A 13995-nucleotide genomic window follows, 5' to 3' on the forward strand; every position below is an offset into this window, starting at 1 on the left:
GCCCCGGACGCAGGCCAAAACCTAGGAAGGAGCAGAGGATGGCCGCGTGGCGGTGATCGACGAGGACGACGACGAAACGCTGATGGCCGAAACGGCCGCGGGAAGCCGGGCGGCCTTCGACCGGTTGACCCGCCGTCACCTGCGCCGGAGCCTCGCGCTCGCCCACCGGGTGGTCGGCAACGCGAGCGACGCGGAGGAGGTCGTGCAGGATGCCTTCCTGCAGATCTGGACCCACGCCGACCGCTGGCGCGGCGATGGGACCCGCTTTTCCACATGGCTCTACCGCATCGTCGTCAACCGCTCGATCGACTACCGCCGCCGCAGAAGCTTCCAGCCGCTGGACGACGCCGTGGAAATCGTCGACCCGGCCATCGGCGCCGATGGGCTGCTGGCGGAACGCCAGCTCGGCGCGGCGGTGGACGCGGCGATCGCCGCCTTGCCGGAACGGCAGCGGGCGGCGCTCAGCCTGTGCTACTACCAGGAGATGAGCTGCACGGAAGCGTCGGAGGTTCTGAACGTCTCGGTCTCGGCCATGGAAAGCCTGCTGGTCCGGGCGCGGCGGATGGTCCGCACCCGTCTCAACTCCCTGATCCGTCAGAAGGACGGCGACGAGAAATGACACTCAAAGAGTTCAAGCGCTTCGCCGACCTCTACGGCGGCGACATCGACCGCTGGCCCGCGACGGACGGCGTCGATGCCCTGATCCTTCTTGAAGAGTCCGCCGAGGCGCGCGCCATCCTGGCCGACGCCGCCGCGTTGGACGCCCTGCTCGATCACGCCGCCCCGGCCGTGACCGAGGACAGCGTGCAGCGGGTGCTGAACGGCATCGCGGCAAGGCTGGACGCGCCGGTGGAAACGGCCCCTGCCCCCTGGACCCTGGCGGCGGCGCCCATGCGCTTCTGGCCGACCGCCGGATTCCTGGCGGTCATGGGGATGGCGGGCTTCCTGGCCACCGTCCAGGGCGTCCTGCCGGCGCAGAACGCCCTGGCGAACGGCTACGCGGAGGTCGTGGTGAACAGCAGCTATCTGGGGACGATCCGATGAGCCGTCCCATCGGCCGCCCCACCGCCCCGCGCCGTTGGCCCTGGTATCTGCTGATCGGCTCGCTCGGCATGAACATGCTGCTGGGCGGCATCCTGGCCGCGCAGGCGCTGCACCTCATGCCCCCACCGCCGCCTCCCGATCCCGGCCAAGGGCTCGAACGCTTCGTCGAGCGGGCCGAGCGGGAGCTGTCCCCCGCCGACGCGGCGGTCCTGCGGCGCGGCTACGAGGCGGAGCGCATGGCGGTCGAGCGCATGCATCAGAACATGGAGGCGATGCGCCGCCAGCTTCGCGACAGCATGAACGCTCCAACCTTTGATCCGGACGGACTGCGGCGCGCCCTCGATCAGGCCCACGCGACCGAGGCCGATCTGCGCGGCCGGCTGGACAGCCGCGTGATCGAGGTGCTCAGCCAACTGTCGCCCGAGGGGCGCCGCAAGCTGGTGGAGATGGGGCCGCCCCGTTAAACGGTCTGGCCCCGTTAAACGGTCTGTCCGCCGGGCGACAGCCGGGCGGCGGCGTTGGCGGCGCCCATGGCGAGCGCCGCCTCGCGGGCGGTCAGGCCGCGGGCATCCCGCGCGTCGGGATCGGCGCCGCGGGCCAGCAGGAGGTCCACCATGGCGACGCGGTCGAACATGGCGGCGGTCATCAGCGCCGTCCGCCCGTCCGGCCCGCAGCCGTCCACGGCGGCCCCCTCCTCCAGCAGGACGCGCAGCACCGCCTCATCCCCCTTGAAGGCGGCGGCGGCCAGCGGAGTCTGCCCGCGGTCGTTCGCCAGCTCCGGATCGGCGCCGTGGCGCATCAGGTTGCGGGCCAGCTCGGCGTGGCCGTGGTAGCTCGCCAGCATCAGCAGGCTGTCGCCCTTGTCGTTGCGCAGATTGGCCGGCAGGCCCATCTCCAGCAGCTCCGTCAGTTCGGCGGTGCCGCCGGACCGCGCCCAGTGGAACAGCTTGCCGGCGAAGGCGATGGTGTCCTCGTCGAGTTCCCCGCGCGGCTCCCGTTGCGGCTCCCCCTGCGCTCCCATGGCGGCGGTCCCCCGGTCAAGGTTTCGGCTCAAACCGGGGAAACAGCCGACGCAGCACTTTGTTGCACCATCTCGTCGCGCGCCTCCTCCAGCAGCCAGCCGCGGAAGGCAGCGACGGCGGGGCGCTCCTGCATGCCCTCCGGGCAGACGAACCAGTAGCTGCCGGACGACGCCTCGATCTCCGGAAAGGGCAGGACGAGGCGCCCCGCCGCCATGTCCTCGGCACACAGCATGCGGTCGGCGACGGTGGCGCCCATCCCGGCGGCGGCGGCCTGCATCGCCGGGTCCATGGCGTCGAACACCGCGCCCTGGCGCAGCGCCTCGAAGAAGGGCAGCCCCGCCGCGGCCAGCCAGGTCCGCCAGTCCTGCCCCTCCGAACAGCCGTGCAGCAGGGGGATGGCGCCGAGGTCCATCGGTTCCCGCAACCGCTCCGCCAGGGCCGGCGGGCAGACGACGGTCAGGCGCTCCGGCAGCACCTCCACGGCGGAGACGCCGGGCGGCACCTCCCGGCAATAGGGGATGGCGGCGTCGAACTCCTGCGGGTCGAACTCAAGCCCGCTGGTCCAGGCGACGGTCACCCGCACCTGCACGTCGGGGTGGCGCGCCTGGAAGCGGACCAGCCGCGGCATCAGCCAGCGGATGCCGAAGGAGAAGGCCACCCGGATCCGCAGGTCGCGCCCCCGCGCCGCCAGCCGCGCCGCCGTCCCGGCGATGCGGTCGAAGGACTCCGACAGCACGGGCAGCAGGGCGCGTCCGTCGTCGGTCAGCTCGACCCGCCGGGTCAGCCGCCGGAACAGCGGCACGCCAAGCCACTCCTCCAGCCCCATGATCTGCCGGCTGACCGCCCCCTGCGTCACGCACAGCTCGTCCGCCGCCTTGGAGAAGCTCTCGTGGCGGGCCGCCGCCTCAAAGGCGCGCAGGGCGTGAAGGGGCGGCAGGGCACGCCGCATCGGATGCTCCATGGATGAGTCTCGCTCATCCATCTTATGAGAAAGCATGGTTTGTCGTCCACGCACCGACGCGCGATTTTCCGGCTTCAAGGAATGACCGACCGGCGGGAGGGCCGCATGACAAGCATGAGCGGAACGCACGACAAGCGGCGCGGCGGAGCGACCGCCGGTCCCACCGTCCTCTCCTGGCTCGCCCGCCTGAACGGTTGGCGGGAGCGGCGGGCGCTGCGCCGCGCCCTGGCCCGCATGGACGCGCATCTCTGGGCCGACCTCGGCTTCGACGAGGCGGCGGCGCGGGAGGAGATGGACAAACCGTTCTGGAAAGGGTGAGCGGACCGGCGGCTCAAGGCGGTCGGTAGGCGCTGCCGTCCTCGGCGCGGGCGGGCGCCTCGACGTAGGTCCCGTGGTCCGGCACGGCGATCCGGTCGAAATCGCGGGCAAGCTCATGGAGCGCGGTCCGCATGCCGTCTCCCCGCATGGCGGGACCGTGGCCGGTGACCACCAGTTCGGGCTCCAGCCCTGCCAGCAGCGCCACCGAGTCCCGCGCTTTCGCCCAGTCCGTCGTGTAATACATGGGCGGACCGTGCATCTCCGGGTCCTGGACGGCCACGGCGTAGGCGGATTCCTGGCGCGTCGTGATGAAGGCGTCGCCCGCGATGAGACTGCGGTCCGCCGCGCGCCAGAAGGAAACATGCCCCGGGCTGTGCCCCGGCGTCGCCAGCCAGCGCCAGCCCGGCATGCCCGGAACGCTGCCGTCCTCCGGCAGGCGGCGCAGCCGGCCGCCCACATTCACCGGCCCGCGGGGATAGAGCGGCGCCATCAGCGACATCAGGCCGCCGCCGACCGACGGATCGGGCGCAGGGTAGGATGCGCTGCCATCGAGATAGGGATGCTCCAAGGCGTGCGCGTAGACCGGCGCGTCCCAGCGCTCGGCCAGCTCCTCAAGGGCGCCGACATGGTCGAAATGCCCGTGGGTCATCACGATGCCCGCGGGTCGCGAGTCCGGCCCGAACCGCTCCTCCGCCGCCCTGGCGATGAGGGCCGCCGTACCCATGACGCCGGCGTCGATCAGCACCCACTGCCTGTCACTGGGCCGGTCGCCGGCCCCCGGCGCGCCGACGAAGACGACGTTGACGATGGCGAGCCGCCGGTAGGCCAGGTCGGGAGCGATCTCCCGCGTGCCGTCGTCGCGCGCCCGGTCCCGCTCCGGATCGTCGGCCCGCCCCGCGGAATCGAGAGGGATCTGCCGCGCCATGCGCCGTCCTCCGTGCTGCGATGGGTGAGGGTCGGTTCCGCTCACCATTCGTAGGCAAACTGAAGGTGCCGGCGATGGTTCCCCAACGCAGGGTGGCGGCGGCTACTCCATCGGCTGGTCGAGCGGGCGGCCCAGCGCCCCACCCGCCGCAGCGCCCAGGGCGCAGCCCAGCGCCGCCGCCGGACCGGTCGCCGGCAGAGCGGCCCCGCCGGTCGCCGCCCCCGCCGCGACGGCGCCCGTCGCCCCCATCGCACCGCCGGCCAGACAGCCGAGCGTCAGCCCCGCCACCATGTGCCGGTTCTGGTACAGCAGGGCGCCGCCCAGGATGATCGCCCGCTCCGCCCCGTCGCGCAGCCCGTCCGTCCGGTCGGACAGCCAGCCGCGCCACTCCGCCCGCCCCTCCGATGTCGGCGATGCGGCGTCGGCAGCCGGGGCGGTTACAAACACCAGCGTGGCGAGACCCGCCGCGGCGAGGGTTCGGCCCATCCTGTGTCGCATGGGAAGCTCCTTTTTCCAGGCCGTGAGGATACGCCATCGCGGCCGGAACGCCGTCCCGAAAGGAGGGACGAGCGGCCACCGACCGGGCTACCCCCTTCGCGTTGGGCCTGTAGTAGATACTTACTGCCAAGCCAACAATCAGTGTCGCTAACACTCACGCTGGAGCCACCAACCGGAACGGAGCCAGCCCCATGGCCAAGGCCATCCACATGATGATCCGGGTCCTCGACGAGGAGCGGGCGCGGGACTTCTACGCCCGCGCGTTCGGCCTGGAATGCGCCGACCGCTACGCCTTCGACGGCTTCACCCTGGTCTATCTGCGCAACGCCGAAAACGACTTCGAGATCGAACTGACCATCAACCACGGCCGCACCGAACCCTACGCCCACGGCGACGGCTACGGCCATCTGGCCGTCTGCGTCGACGACCTGGACGGGGAGCACCGGCGCTTCAGGGCGCTCGGCTACGGCCCCAACCCGATCAAGGAGTTCTCGCGGGACGGCGCGCTGATGGCCCGCTTCTTTTTCGTCCAGGACCCCGACGGCTACAAGATCGAGGTCCTCCAGCGCCACGGCCGCTACCGCTGACACTAGGCGCGTGCGGCACTCAAAGCAAAAATCACAAATGGTCTTGGGAGGAAGCGATGCGTTCTCCGACGAGCACAACAGCAAAACCCGCCCCCAATCACACCATGCACCGGCGCGCCTTCCTGGCGGCCTCGGCCACCGCCGCCGCGGCGACGGCCATCCTGGTGTCGGGCGGGGCAATCCTCTGCCCGCGCGAGGCCTGGGGGTATGAAACCAAGGCTCTGGCGCCCGACACCATGCGCTCGCTGATCCGGGTGTCGCGGGACATCTACCCGCACGACCGGCTGGCCGACCGCTTCTACGCCGTCGCCATGAAGACCCAGGACGAGAAGGCGGCCGCCGACGCCGCGCTCAAGGAGCTGTACGAGTCCGGCATGGCGAAGCTCGACCGGCTGGCCAAGGCCAAGCACGACGCGCCCTACGTGGAGGTCGGCTGGGAGGCCGACCGCGTCCGGCTGCTGCACGAGATCGAGGCCGATCCCTTCTTCCAGACGGTGCGCGGCGGGCTGGTCACCGGGATCTACAACAACCAGGAGGTCTGGCCGCTCTTCGGCTACGAGGGCGAGAGCGCGGCCAAGGGCGGCTACATCGACCGCGGGTTCAACGACATCGAGTGGCTCTGACCACCGTCTCAGGAAGGATGTTTCAGCCATGGCAGCGAAATTCGACCTGAACGACGACAGCGTCGTGGTGATCGTGGGGTCCGGGGCCGGCGGCGGCACGCTGGGCACCCAACTGGCGCTGAAGGGCATCAAGACGGTGATCCTGGAAGCCGGCGGACGCCACAACATGGAGGATTTCCAGAACGACGAATGGGCCAGCTTTGCCCAGATCTCCTGGCTCGACCCGCGCACCACCTCGGGAAGCTGGCGGGTGTCGCGCGACTTCCCCGGCCTGCCGGCCTGGATCGTCAAGGCGGTCGGTGGCTCCACCGTGCACTGGGCGGGGGCCGCGCTGCGCTTCCAGCCGCACGAGTTCAAGACGCGCACGACCTACGGCGAGGTCGCCGGCGCCAACCTGCTGGACTGGCCGATCACGCTGGAGGAGCTGGAGCCCTGGTACGCCAAGGCGGAGGACCGCATGGGCGTCACCCGCACCAACGGCATCCCCGGCCTGCCCGGCAACAACAACTTCAAGGTCCTGAAGGCCGGCGCCGACAAGATGGGCTACAAGGAGTGCCACACCGGCAACATGGCCATCAACTCGGAGCCCCGCGACGGGCGCGGCGGCTGCCAGCAGATCGGCTTCTGCTTCCAGGGCTGCAAGTCCGGGGCGAAATGGTCCACCCTGATCGCCGAGATCCCCAAGGGCGAGGAGACCGGCAAGCTGGAGGTACGCGCCAACGCCCAGGTGCTGAAGATCGAGCATGACGCCAAGGGCAAGGTGACCGGCGTCGTCTACGCCGACAAGGACGGGGCGATCCAGCGCCAGAAGGCGCGCATCGTCGCGGTGGCCGGCAACTCCATCGAAAGCCCCCGGCTGCTGCTGAACTCCGCCTCCTCCATGTTCCCGGACGGGCTCGCCAACTCCTCCGGCCAGGTGGGGCGGAACTACATGCGGCACATGACCGGCTCGGTCTACGGCGTGTTCGAGAAGCCGGTGCGCATGTACCGCGGCACCACGATGGCCGGCATCATCCGCGACGAGGCGAAGAACAAGCCCGACCGCGGCTTCGTCGGCGGCTACGAGATCGAGACCCTGTCGCTCGGCCTGCCCTTCATGGCCGCCTTCCTCGACCCCGGCGCCTGGGGGCGGGAATTCACCTCGGCGCTCGACGGCTACGACCATATGGCCGGCATGTGGCTGGTCGGCGAGGACATGCCGCAGGAAAGCAACCGCATCACCCTGCACGCCGACAAAAAGGACAAGTACGGGATGCCCGTCCCCAACGTCCATTTCGACGACCACCCCAACGACGTCGCCATGCGTCAGCACGCCTACCGGCAGGGCATGGCGCTGTATGAATCGGTGGGGGCGACCCGCAGCTTCCCGACGCCGCCCTACCCGTCCACCCACAATCTGGGCACCAACCGGATGAGCGAGAAGGCGCGCGACGGCGTGGTGAACAAGTGGGGCCAGACCCACGACGTGGCGAACCTGTTCGTCTCCGACGGCTCGCAGTTCACCACCGGCGGGGCCGAAAATCCCACCCTGACCATCGTCGCGCTGGCGCTGCGCCAAGCCGACTACATCGCCGGCCAAATGGCCAAGAACGCGATCTGACCCTCTGCTGTCCCATTATTCGGGACGTTGCGCGGATTACAGCCCCTCTCTTCCGGACGGAGGAGGGGGGCTCTCTTTTGCGCTCAGGCCGTCTCGCGTTCTTTTTCCGGGGCGGTGAAGGAGGCTGGAATGCCCGCCGGAAGGACGGCGGCGGCCACCGCGGCAAAATCGGTGCGCGCCTCCCGCTCCAGCTCTTCCACGCAGGGGCGGTGACCCTTCACTTCCTGGGCGTAGGTCAGGCAGGCGCAGCGCAGCAGGCCGGCGAAATTGCGCCGCTCCACCCCGCGGGCCAAGACTTCGTCGTGCAACTTTGACAAGAAGCGGCCCAGCGAGACGCCCTGCATCGCCGCGATTTCCTCCAACGCGTCCCAGAAGGCCGCTTCCAGACAGACGCTCGTCGAATGACCGCTGAGACGGACCCGCCGGGTTACCATGCGGAAGCGCTCCGGGTCCTGACCGGCAAAAATTCGGCACATCCCTCGTCTCCCTCCAAACTTCCCCGACTCCTTGAATGCACTATGACCGGAAAATCAGTAAAGCGCATTAATTTCCGAAAGACGGAACCCGCTGAGGTCGAGTGAAGAGAGGGAAACATCACCATATCCGCGCGCATCGACAGGCACCGGAGACGCGCGGTCTTCCCCGGATACCACCCCCGCCCGCTGAAATATGCGCTTACCTCAGCCAACCCCACGCAAAAGAACGAGCGTTGAAAAATCGGGGAACCGTTTCCGCAGCGCATTTCTGTCACGGAACCCACCCCTGCCGACCACGTTGTTGGTTTCCGGTTTTCGACGCCACTCCGCTGCGCCGCAAAATTCCCTTGTATTCGTGGCGAATTCCCCGGCGGCAACCCGACGACACGTCATTGTAGAGAGGATGGAAACATGAGTTGGGCCGGCCAACACCAGTTCCCAATCGGCAGAAACCGAAAAAGAACACGTCCGACCGCCGACTCGTCACACTCCGAGATCACCGTCCCACCCTCGCAAACCCTGATCTGCTTCTCGCACTTGCGCTGGAGCTTCGTTTATCAGCGCCCACAACATCTTATGTCGCGATTCGCGCGTGACAACCGCGTGCTGTTCGTCGAGGAGCCGATCCACAACGACACCCCCGAGCCCTGGCTGGACGTGCGCGAGGATGAGGGTGTCCATGTCCTGGTGCCCCGCCTGCCCGCCGGCCTGGACGGCGAGGCGGCCGTCACCGCCCAGCGCCAGCTTCTCGACCGCTATCTGGCCGAGGAGGGGGTGACCGATCCGATCCTCTGGTACTACACGCCGATGAGCCTCGGCCTGTCCGGCCACCTGCGCGGGGCGCTGGTGGTCTACGACTGCATGGACGAGCTGTCGGCCTTCCACGGCGCCCCGCCGGAACTGGTCGAGCGCGAGCGCCAGCTGATGGCGCGGGCCGACGTGGTGTTCACCGGCGGCGTCAGCCTCTACGAGGCCAAGCGCACCCTGCACCCCAACGCCCACGCCTTCCCCAGCAGCGTCGACGTCGCCCATTTCGCCGCCGCCCGCGGCATCGACGAGGACCCCGCCGATCAGGCGGCCATCCCGCACCCGCGGCTGGGCTTCTACGGCGTCATCGACGAGCGGCTGGACATCGCCCTGCTCGACGCCGCCGCCGCGGCGCGGCCCGACTGGCAGTTCGTCCTGGTCGGCCCGGTGGTGAAGATCGACCCGGCCGACCTGCCCCGCCGTCCGAACATCCACTATCTGGGCCCTAAGAGCTACGACGACCTGCCGCACTATCTGGCGGGCTGGGACGTCGCCCTGATGCCCTTCGCGCGCAACGAATCAACCCGCTTCATCAGCCCGACCAAGACGCCGGAATATCTCGCCGCCGGGCGCCCGGTCGTCTCCACCTCGATCACCGACGTGGTGCGCGGCTACGGCGACAGCGGCGTCGTGCGCATCGCCGACGCGCCGGAGGATTTCGTTGCCGCCATCGCGGCCGCCCTGGCCGACGCCGCCGACCCGGAGCGTCTGCGCGCCACCGCCGACCACATCCTGCGCGACATGTCCTGGGACAAGACCCAGGGCCACATGAAGGCGCTGATGGAGCAGGCCCGCCAGCGCGGACGCGCCGCGCCGCCGGCCCATCGCCCGGCTCCCGCCATTCATCCGGCCAAGCACGTCAACGGGCGCGCCGCCGGTCGCCGTTCCGGCTTCGATTACCTGATCGTTGGGGCGGGTTTCGCCGGCAGCGTGCTGGCGGAACGTCTGGCGGCAGGGTTGAACAAGCGCGTGCTGCTGATCGACCGGCGTCCGCACATCGGCGGCAACGCCTACGACCACTACGACGACGCGGGCGTGCTGATCCATCGTTACGGCCCGCACATCTTCCACACCAACGCCAAGCCGGTCGCCGATTATCTGTCGCGCTTCACCAAGTGGCGTCCCTACGAGCACCGGGTGCTGGCGCGGGTGGACGAGCGGCTCGTCCCGATCCCGATCAACCGGACGACGGTCAACCAGCTGTACGGGCTGGACCTCGACGAGGCCGGCGTGGCGGAGTTCCTCAAGAGCCGGGCGGAGCCGGTTGCCGACGTCCGCACCTCGGAGGACGTGGTGGTTGGCGCGGTCGGGCGGGAGCTCTACGAGAAGTTCTTCCGCGGCTACACCCGCAAGCAATGGGGCCTCGACCCGTCGCAGCTCGACAAGGCGGTCACCGCCCGCGTGCCGACGCGGACCAACGACGACGACCGCTATTTCGGCGACAGCTTCCAGGCGATGCCGCTGAACGGCTACACGCGGATGTTCGAGAGCATGCTCGACCACCCGAACATCAAGGTGATGCTGAACACCGATTTCGACGACGTGCGCGACGAGATCGCCTATGACCGCATCGTCTTCACCGGCCCGATCGACGAGTATTTCGGCCACCGCTTCGGCAAGCTGCCCTACCGTTCCCTGACCTTCCGGCACGAGACGGTCGACCGGGAGTGGTTCCAGCCCGTCGCCGTGGTGAACGAGCCGTCGGAGGGCGTGCCCTACACCCGCGTCACCGAGTACAAGCACCTGACCGGGCAAAGCCACCCGAAGACCAGCATCACCTACGAGTATCCCTCCGCCCAGGGCGATCCCTACTACCCGATCCCCCGCCCGGAGAACCAGGAGCTGTTCCGCAAGTACCAGGCGCTGGCCGACGACACCCCGGACGTGATCTTCCTGGGCCGGCTCGGCACCTACCGCTACTACAACATGGACCAGGTGGTGGCGCAGGCGCTGGCGGTCTACGCCCGCCTGGAGAAGGAGGAGCAGCAGAGCCGCGGCCTTGCCGCCGCCGCGCGGGCCTTCGGCTCGCTGGGCGCGGAGCGGGACGTGCGGGTCGCGGGGATGGGGGATTAGGCGGAGCGCGCGCACCCTTGCCCCCCTTTTTCCCCCGCTGAGCGGGGGAGGGCGCTTTCTTATCCCCTCCCCTGCGAAGCGGGGGAGGGTTAGGGAGGGGGCAAGACTCCGCACACCCCGAACGCCCCAAAATCACAGAGCACCCCCATGCACACCCCCACCTTGTTCGACAGCGTCTTCCTCGGCGGCTTCGAATGCTCGACGCACCGGCGGCATGACGGGCGCCGGTTGGACCTGATCGCGGCGACCGGCCACGACCGGCTGGCCGCCGAGGACTACCGGCGCATGGCCGCCCACGGCCTGCGCAGCGTGCGCGATGGCGTGCGCTGGCACCTGATCGAGACCACGCCGGGCCACTACGACTGGTCCAGCCTGCTGCCCATGGTCCGCGCGGCGCGGGAGTCCGGGGTCCAGGTGATCTGGGACCTCTGCCATTACGGCTGGCCGGACGACATCGACATCTGGCGGCCCGCCTTCGTGGAGCGCTTCGCCCGCTTCGCCGGGGCCGCCGCCGCCCTGCTCCGCGACGAAGGCGTGGAAGCGCCCGCCTACTGCCCGGTCAACGAGATCTCCTACTGGGCCTGGGCCGGCGGCGACATGAAGCGCTTCAACCCGATGGGCGAGCGCCGCGGGGCCGAACTCAAGCACCAACTCGTCCGCGCCAGCATCGCGGCCATCGACGCGATCCGCGCCGCCGACCCGCGCGCCCGCATCGTCCAGGTCGATCCGGTCATCAACGTGCTGCCCCGCCCCGACCGCAAGGGCGACGCCGGGGCGGCGGAGGAGGCCCGGCTGGCCCAGTACGAGGCGTGGGACATGATCGGCGGCTACGCCTGGCCGGGGCTGGGCGGCAAGCCGGAGTATCTGGACGTGATCGGGGTCAACTACTACTCCGACAACCAGTGGTTCCTGAGGGGCGGCACCATCGGGCGCGACGACCCGCGCTACCGCCCCTTCGCCGACATCCTGGCGGAGGTCCACCAGCGCTACGGCCGCCCGGTCCTGGTGGCCGAGACCGGCGCCGAGGGCGACGCCCGCGTGCCCTGGCTCGACTATGTGGCGGAGCAGGTGGCCGCCGCCCTGCGCGCCGACGTGCCGGTGGAGGGCGTCTGCCTCTATCCGATCCTCGACTATCCCGGCTGGGCCAACGACCGCCACTGCGAGACCGGCCTCTACGGCCTGTGCGACGAGGATGGCGGGCGCTGCCTGCATCAGCCGCTGGCCGCCGCCCTGGAGCGCGCTCAGGCCCGCATCGGTGCGCTGCTCGGCCAGCCGCAGTATCAGGCGGCTCAATGAGCGGTTTCAACACGGACACCATCCCGGACCGTCCCGGCCGCTTCCTGCTGCGCTACATCCGGCGGCGGCCCTGGTCCTTCGGCGGGCTGTTCTCGGTGATCGTGGCGGCGGCGGGCTGCGCCGTCGCCGTGCAGTACGGGATGAAGCTGCTGATCGACGCCATGGCCTCCCCCGACCGGGCGGCGGCGGACGTCTGGACTCCGCTCGGCCTGTTCCTCGGCTTCATCGCGGCGGAGAACGTTCTGTGGCGGCTGGGCGGCTGGCTCGGCTGCCGGACGGTGCTGGCGACCGGCGTGGACATGCGGCTGGACCTGTTCCGCCACCTGACCGGCCACTCGATGCGCTACTTCTCGGAGCATCTGGCCGGCTCGCTGGGCAACCGCATCGCCGCCACCGAGAACGCCGCCACCACCATCTTCCGCACCCTGACCTGGAGCATCGTCCCGCCGGTCACCGACTTTCTGGGGGCGGTGCTGGTGCTGCTGACCATCCATTGGGGCATGGCGGCGGCGCTGGTGATGTTCGCCGTGGTGGTCGCCGTCGCCATCGTCGGGCTGGGGCTGCGCGGGCGGACGGTGCACCACGCCTTCGCCGAGCAGTCCGCCCGCACCAACGGCGAGCTGGTCGACGTGGTGTCGAACGTCTGGACGGTGAAGGCCTTCTCCGCCCGCGGGCGCGAACGCGAGCGCCTGCGGCAGGCCTTCACGGTGGAGGCCGGGGCGCACCGCCGAAGCTGGATGCATCTGGAGAACACCCGCGTCGTCCATGACATTTGCCTGTGGGTGATGGCCGGGTCGATGCTGCTGTGGGCGCTGCTGCTGTGGCGGGACGGCACGATCACCACCGGCGACGTGGTGATCGTCAGCGCGCTCACCTTCCGCATCCTGCACGGCTCCCGCGACCTCGCCTTCGCGCTGGTCACCGCCACCCAGCAGGTGAGCGCCATCGACGAGAGCCTGCGGGTGATCGCCCGCCCGCACGACGTGCTCGACCCGGTGCCGGCCGAACCCGCCAAGCCCGGTGGCGGCGCCATCGCCTTCGAGCGGGTCTCCTACCGCTATCCCGAAGGGCGCAAGGTGCTGGAGGACTTCAACCTGACCATCCCGGCCGGGCAGAAGGTCGGGCTGGTCGGGCCGTCGGGGGCCGGCAAGTCCACCATCATCAGCCTGATCCAGCGGCTGGACGACGTGCAGCGCGGCGACATCCTCATCGACGGCCAGCCGCTGACCGCACTCGCCCAGGACGACCTGCGGGCCAAGATCGCCGTGGTGCCCCAGGACATCGCGCTGTTCCACCGCCCGATCCTGGAGAACATCCGCTACGGCCGCCCCGACGCCAGCGACGAGGAGGTGTTCGAGGCCGCCCGCCACGCCTTCTGCGACGGCTTCATCCGGCAGCTGCCGGAGGGCTACGGCACGCTGGTCGGCGAACGCGGCGTGCGGCTGTCGGGCGGGCAGCGGCAGCGGCTGGGCATCGCCCGCGCCTTCCTGAAGAACGCGCCGATCCTGATCCTCGACGAGGCGACCTCCGCCCTCGACACCCAGTCGGAGCAGGAGATCCAGGCGGCGCTGGCCGATCTGGCCCAGGGCCGGACGGTCGTCGCGGTGGCCCACCGCCTGTCCACCGTGTCGGCCTTCGACCGCGTGCTGGTCCTGGTGGACGGCCGAATCGCCGAGGACGGCCATCCGACGGAGTTGCGGCGGCGCGGCGGCCTGTTCAACTCTCTCTGGCAACTCCAGGCGCAGGGTTTCGCGGCGGAGTAGTC

General features: G+C 69.9%; 15 protein-coding genes. 10 read left to right on the plus strand and 5 right to left on the minus strand.

The window, feature by feature from the left end; genetic code table 11:
• Positions 1-46: 46 nt before the first annotated feature.
• The 3 genes from D3869_RS28130 to D3869_RS28140 are packed head-to-tail and all read left to right on the plus strand — an operon-like array spanning position 47 to position 1508.
• Positions 47-619 (plus strand): RNA polymerase sigma factor, encoded by a 573-nt coding sequence (locus tag D3869_RS28130; protein WP_137142981.1) that lies wholly within the window; start codon positions 47-49, stop codon positions 617-619.
• A complete protein-coding gene (locus D3869_RS28135; RefSeq protein ID WP_137142982.1) occupies positions 616-1044 on the plus strand; it encodes a hypothetical protein in 429 nt (142 codons plus the stop codon). The genes D3869_RS28130 and D3869_RS28135 overlap by 4 nt, the downstream gene beginning before the upstream one ends.
• Entirely contained in the window at positions 1041-1508 is a 468-nt protein-coding gene (locus D3869_RS28140; RefSeq protein ID WP_137142983.1) for a periplasmic heavy metal sensor, read from the plus strand. Before D3869_RS28135 ends, D3869_RS28140 begins: the two co-directional genes overlap by 4 nt.
• A gap of 14 nt (positions 1509-1522) precedes the next feature.
• Here the strand turns inward: D3869_RS28140 and D3869_RS28145 are convergent, their stop codons facing one another.
• Together D3869_RS28145 and gcvA are read right to left on the minus strand one after the other, a co-directional pair.
• A complete protein-coding gene (locus D3869_RS28145; protein ID WP_137142984.1) occupies positions 1523-2065 on the minus strand; it encodes an ankyrin repeat domain-containing protein in 543 nt (180 codons plus the stop codon).
• A 29-nt stretch (positions 2066-2094) separates the two neighbouring features.
• A complete protein-coding gene (gene gcvA, locus D3869_RS28150) occupies positions 2095-3027 on the minus strand; it encodes a transcriptional regulator GcvA (RefSeq protein ID WP_247896026.1) in 933 nt (310 codons plus the stop codon).
• A gap of 105 nt (positions 3028-3132) precedes the next feature.
• On the opposite strand from gcvA, the gene D3869_RS28155 reads away from it, so the two are divergent.
• Positions 3133-3345: a DUF1127 domain-containing protein gene (locus D3869_RS28155; protein WP_137142985.1), complete on the plus strand. Its 213-nt coding sequence runs from the start codon at positions 3133-3135 to the stop codon at positions 3343-3345.
• Positions 3346-3358: 13 nt separating this feature from the next.
• On the opposite strand, the gene D3869_RS28160 is transcribed toward D3869_RS28155, so the two are convergent.
• Both D3869_RS28160 and D3869_RS28165 read right to left on the minus strand, forming a co-directional pair.
• The gene (locus tag D3869_RS28160) at positions 3359-4270 is read right to left on the minus strand and encodes an MBL fold metallo-hydrolase (RefSeq protein ID WP_137142986.1); all 912 of its coding nucleotides are present in this window, start codon (positions 4268-4270) and stop codon (positions 3359-3361) included.
• A gap of 102 nt (positions 4271-4372) precedes the next feature.
• On the minus strand, positions 4373-4768 hold the full coding sequence (locus tag D3869_RS28165; protein WP_137142987.1) for a hypothetical protein: 396 nt from the start codon (positions 4766-4768) through the stop codon (positions 4373-4375).
• A gap of 191 nt (positions 4769-4959) precedes the next feature.
• Between D3869_RS28165 and D3869_RS28170 the strand changes: the two genes are divergently transcribed.
• From D3869_RS28170 to D3869_RS28180, 3 genes are read left to right on the plus strand one after another with little or no spacing between them, the layout of a single operon-like run.
• Entirely contained in the window at positions 4960-5355 is a 396-nt protein-coding gene (locus D3869_RS28170) for a VOC family protein (protein WP_137142988.1), read from the plus strand.
• A gap of 56 nt (positions 5356-5411) precedes the next feature.
• On the plus strand, positions 5412-5978 hold the full coding sequence (locus tag D3869_RS28175; protein WP_349017910.1) for a Twin-arginine translocation pathway signal: 567 nt from the start codon (positions 5412-5414) through the stop codon (positions 5976-5978).
• Between the two features lie 28 nt (positions 5979-6006).
• Positions 6007-7578 carry a GMC family oxidoreductase gene (locus tag D3869_RS28180; protein ID WP_137142989.1) on the plus strand — a complete coding sequence of 524 codons (1572 nt, stop codon included), beginning with the start codon at positions 6007-6009 and terminating at the stop codon, positions 7576-7578.
• 83 nt (positions 7579-7661) lie between these two features.
• Here D3869_RS28180 and D3869_RS28185 read toward each other — a convergent pair whose 3' ends face one another.
• Positions 7662-8012, minus strand: coding sequence for a ribbon-helix-helix domain-containing protein (locus D3869_RS28185; protein ID WP_349017911.1), 351 nt, complete (start codon positions 8010-8012; stop codon positions 7662-7664).
• A 618-nt stretch (positions 8013-8630) separates the two neighbouring features.
• Between D3869_RS28185 and glf the strand changes: the two genes are divergently transcribed.
• The 3 genes from glf to D3869_RS28205 all read left to right on the plus strand — a co-directional run bounded on the left by glf (position 8631) and on the right by D3869_RS28205 (position 13993).
• Positions 8631-10934, plus strand: a complete 2304-nt coding sequence (gene glf, locus D3869_RS28195; protein ID WP_137142992.1) for a UDP-galactopyranose mutase — start codon at positions 8631-8633, stop codon at positions 10932-10934.
• A gap of 147 nt (positions 10935-11081) precedes the next feature.
• Positions 11082-12230, plus strand: a complete 1149-nt coding sequence (locus D3869_RS28200; protein ID WP_137142993.1) for a beta-glucosidase — start codon at positions 11082-11084, stop codon at positions 12228-12230.
• Positions 12227-13993 (plus strand): ABC transporter ATP-binding protein, encoded by a 1767-nt coding sequence (locus tag D3869_RS28205; protein WP_137142994.1) that lies wholly within the window; start codon positions 12227-12229, stop codon positions 13991-13993. Before D3869_RS28200 ends, D3869_RS28205 begins: the two co-directional genes overlap by 4 nt.
• Positions 13994-13995: the final 2 nt, after the last annotated feature.

This window comes from Azospirillum brasilense, from assembly GCF_005222205.1.
Lineage (GTDB): Bacteria > Pseudomonadota > Alphaproteobacteria > Azospirillales > Azospirillaceae > Azospirillum > Azospirillum brasilense_G.

Bases quoted from the DNA above. Each gene is read 5' to 3' on its own strand.
- D3869_RS28135 (WP_137142982.1), top strand. From the start codon at position 616: ATGACACTCAAAGAGTTCAAGCGCTTCGCCGACCTCTACGGCGGCGAC.
- D3869_RS28140 (WP_137142983.1), top strand. From the start codon at position 1,041: ATGAGCCGTCCCATCGGCCGCCCCACCGCCCCGCGCCGTTGGCCCTGG.
- D3869_RS28145 (WP_137142984.1), bottom strand. From the start codon at position 2,065: ATGGGAGCGCAGGGGGAGCCGCAACGGGAGCCGCGCGGGGAACTCGAC.
- gcvA (WP_247896026.1), bottom strand. From the start codon at position 3,027: ATGGAGCATCCGATGCGGCGTGCCCTGCCGCCCCTTCACGCCCTGCGC.
- D3869_RS28155 (WP_137142985.1), top strand. From the start codon at position 3,133: ATGACAAGCATGAGCGGAACGCACGACAAGCGGCGCGGCGGAGCGACC.
- D3869_RS28160 (WP_137142986.1), bottom strand. From the start codon at position 4,270: ATGGCGCGGCAGATCCCTCTCGATTCCGCGGGGCGGGCCGACGATCCG.
- D3869_RS28165 (WP_137142987.1), bottom strand. From the start codon at position 4,768: ATGCGACACAGGATGGGCCGAACCCTCGCCGCGGCGGGTCTCGCCACG.
- D3869_RS28170 (WP_137142988.1), top strand. From the start codon at position 4,960: ATGGCCAAGGCCATCCACATGATGATCCGGGTCCTCGACGAGGAGCGG.
- D3869_RS28175 (WP_349017910.1), top strand. From the start codon at position 5,412: ATGCGTTCTCCGACGAGCACAACAGCAAAACCCGCCCCCAATCACACC.
- D3869_RS28180 (WP_137142989.1), top strand. From the start codon at position 6,007: ATGGCAGCGAAATTCGACCTGAACGACGACAGCGTCGTGGTGATCGTG.
- D3869_RS28185 (WP_349017911.1), bottom strand. From the start codon at position 8,012: ATGGTAACCCGGCGGGTCCGTCTCAGCGGTCATTCGACGAGCGTCTGT.
- glf (WP_137142992.1), top strand. From the start codon at position 8,631: ATGTCGCGATTCGCGCGTGACAACCGCGTGCTGTTCGTCGAGGAGCCG.
- D3869_RS28200 (WP_137142993.1), top strand. From the start codon at position 11,082: ATGCACACCCCCACCTTGTTCGACAGCGTCTTCCTCGGCGGCTTCGAA.
- D3869_RS28205 (WP_137142994.1), top strand. From the start codon at position 12,227: ATGAGCGGTTTCAACACGGACACCATCCCGGACCGTCCCGGCCGCTTC.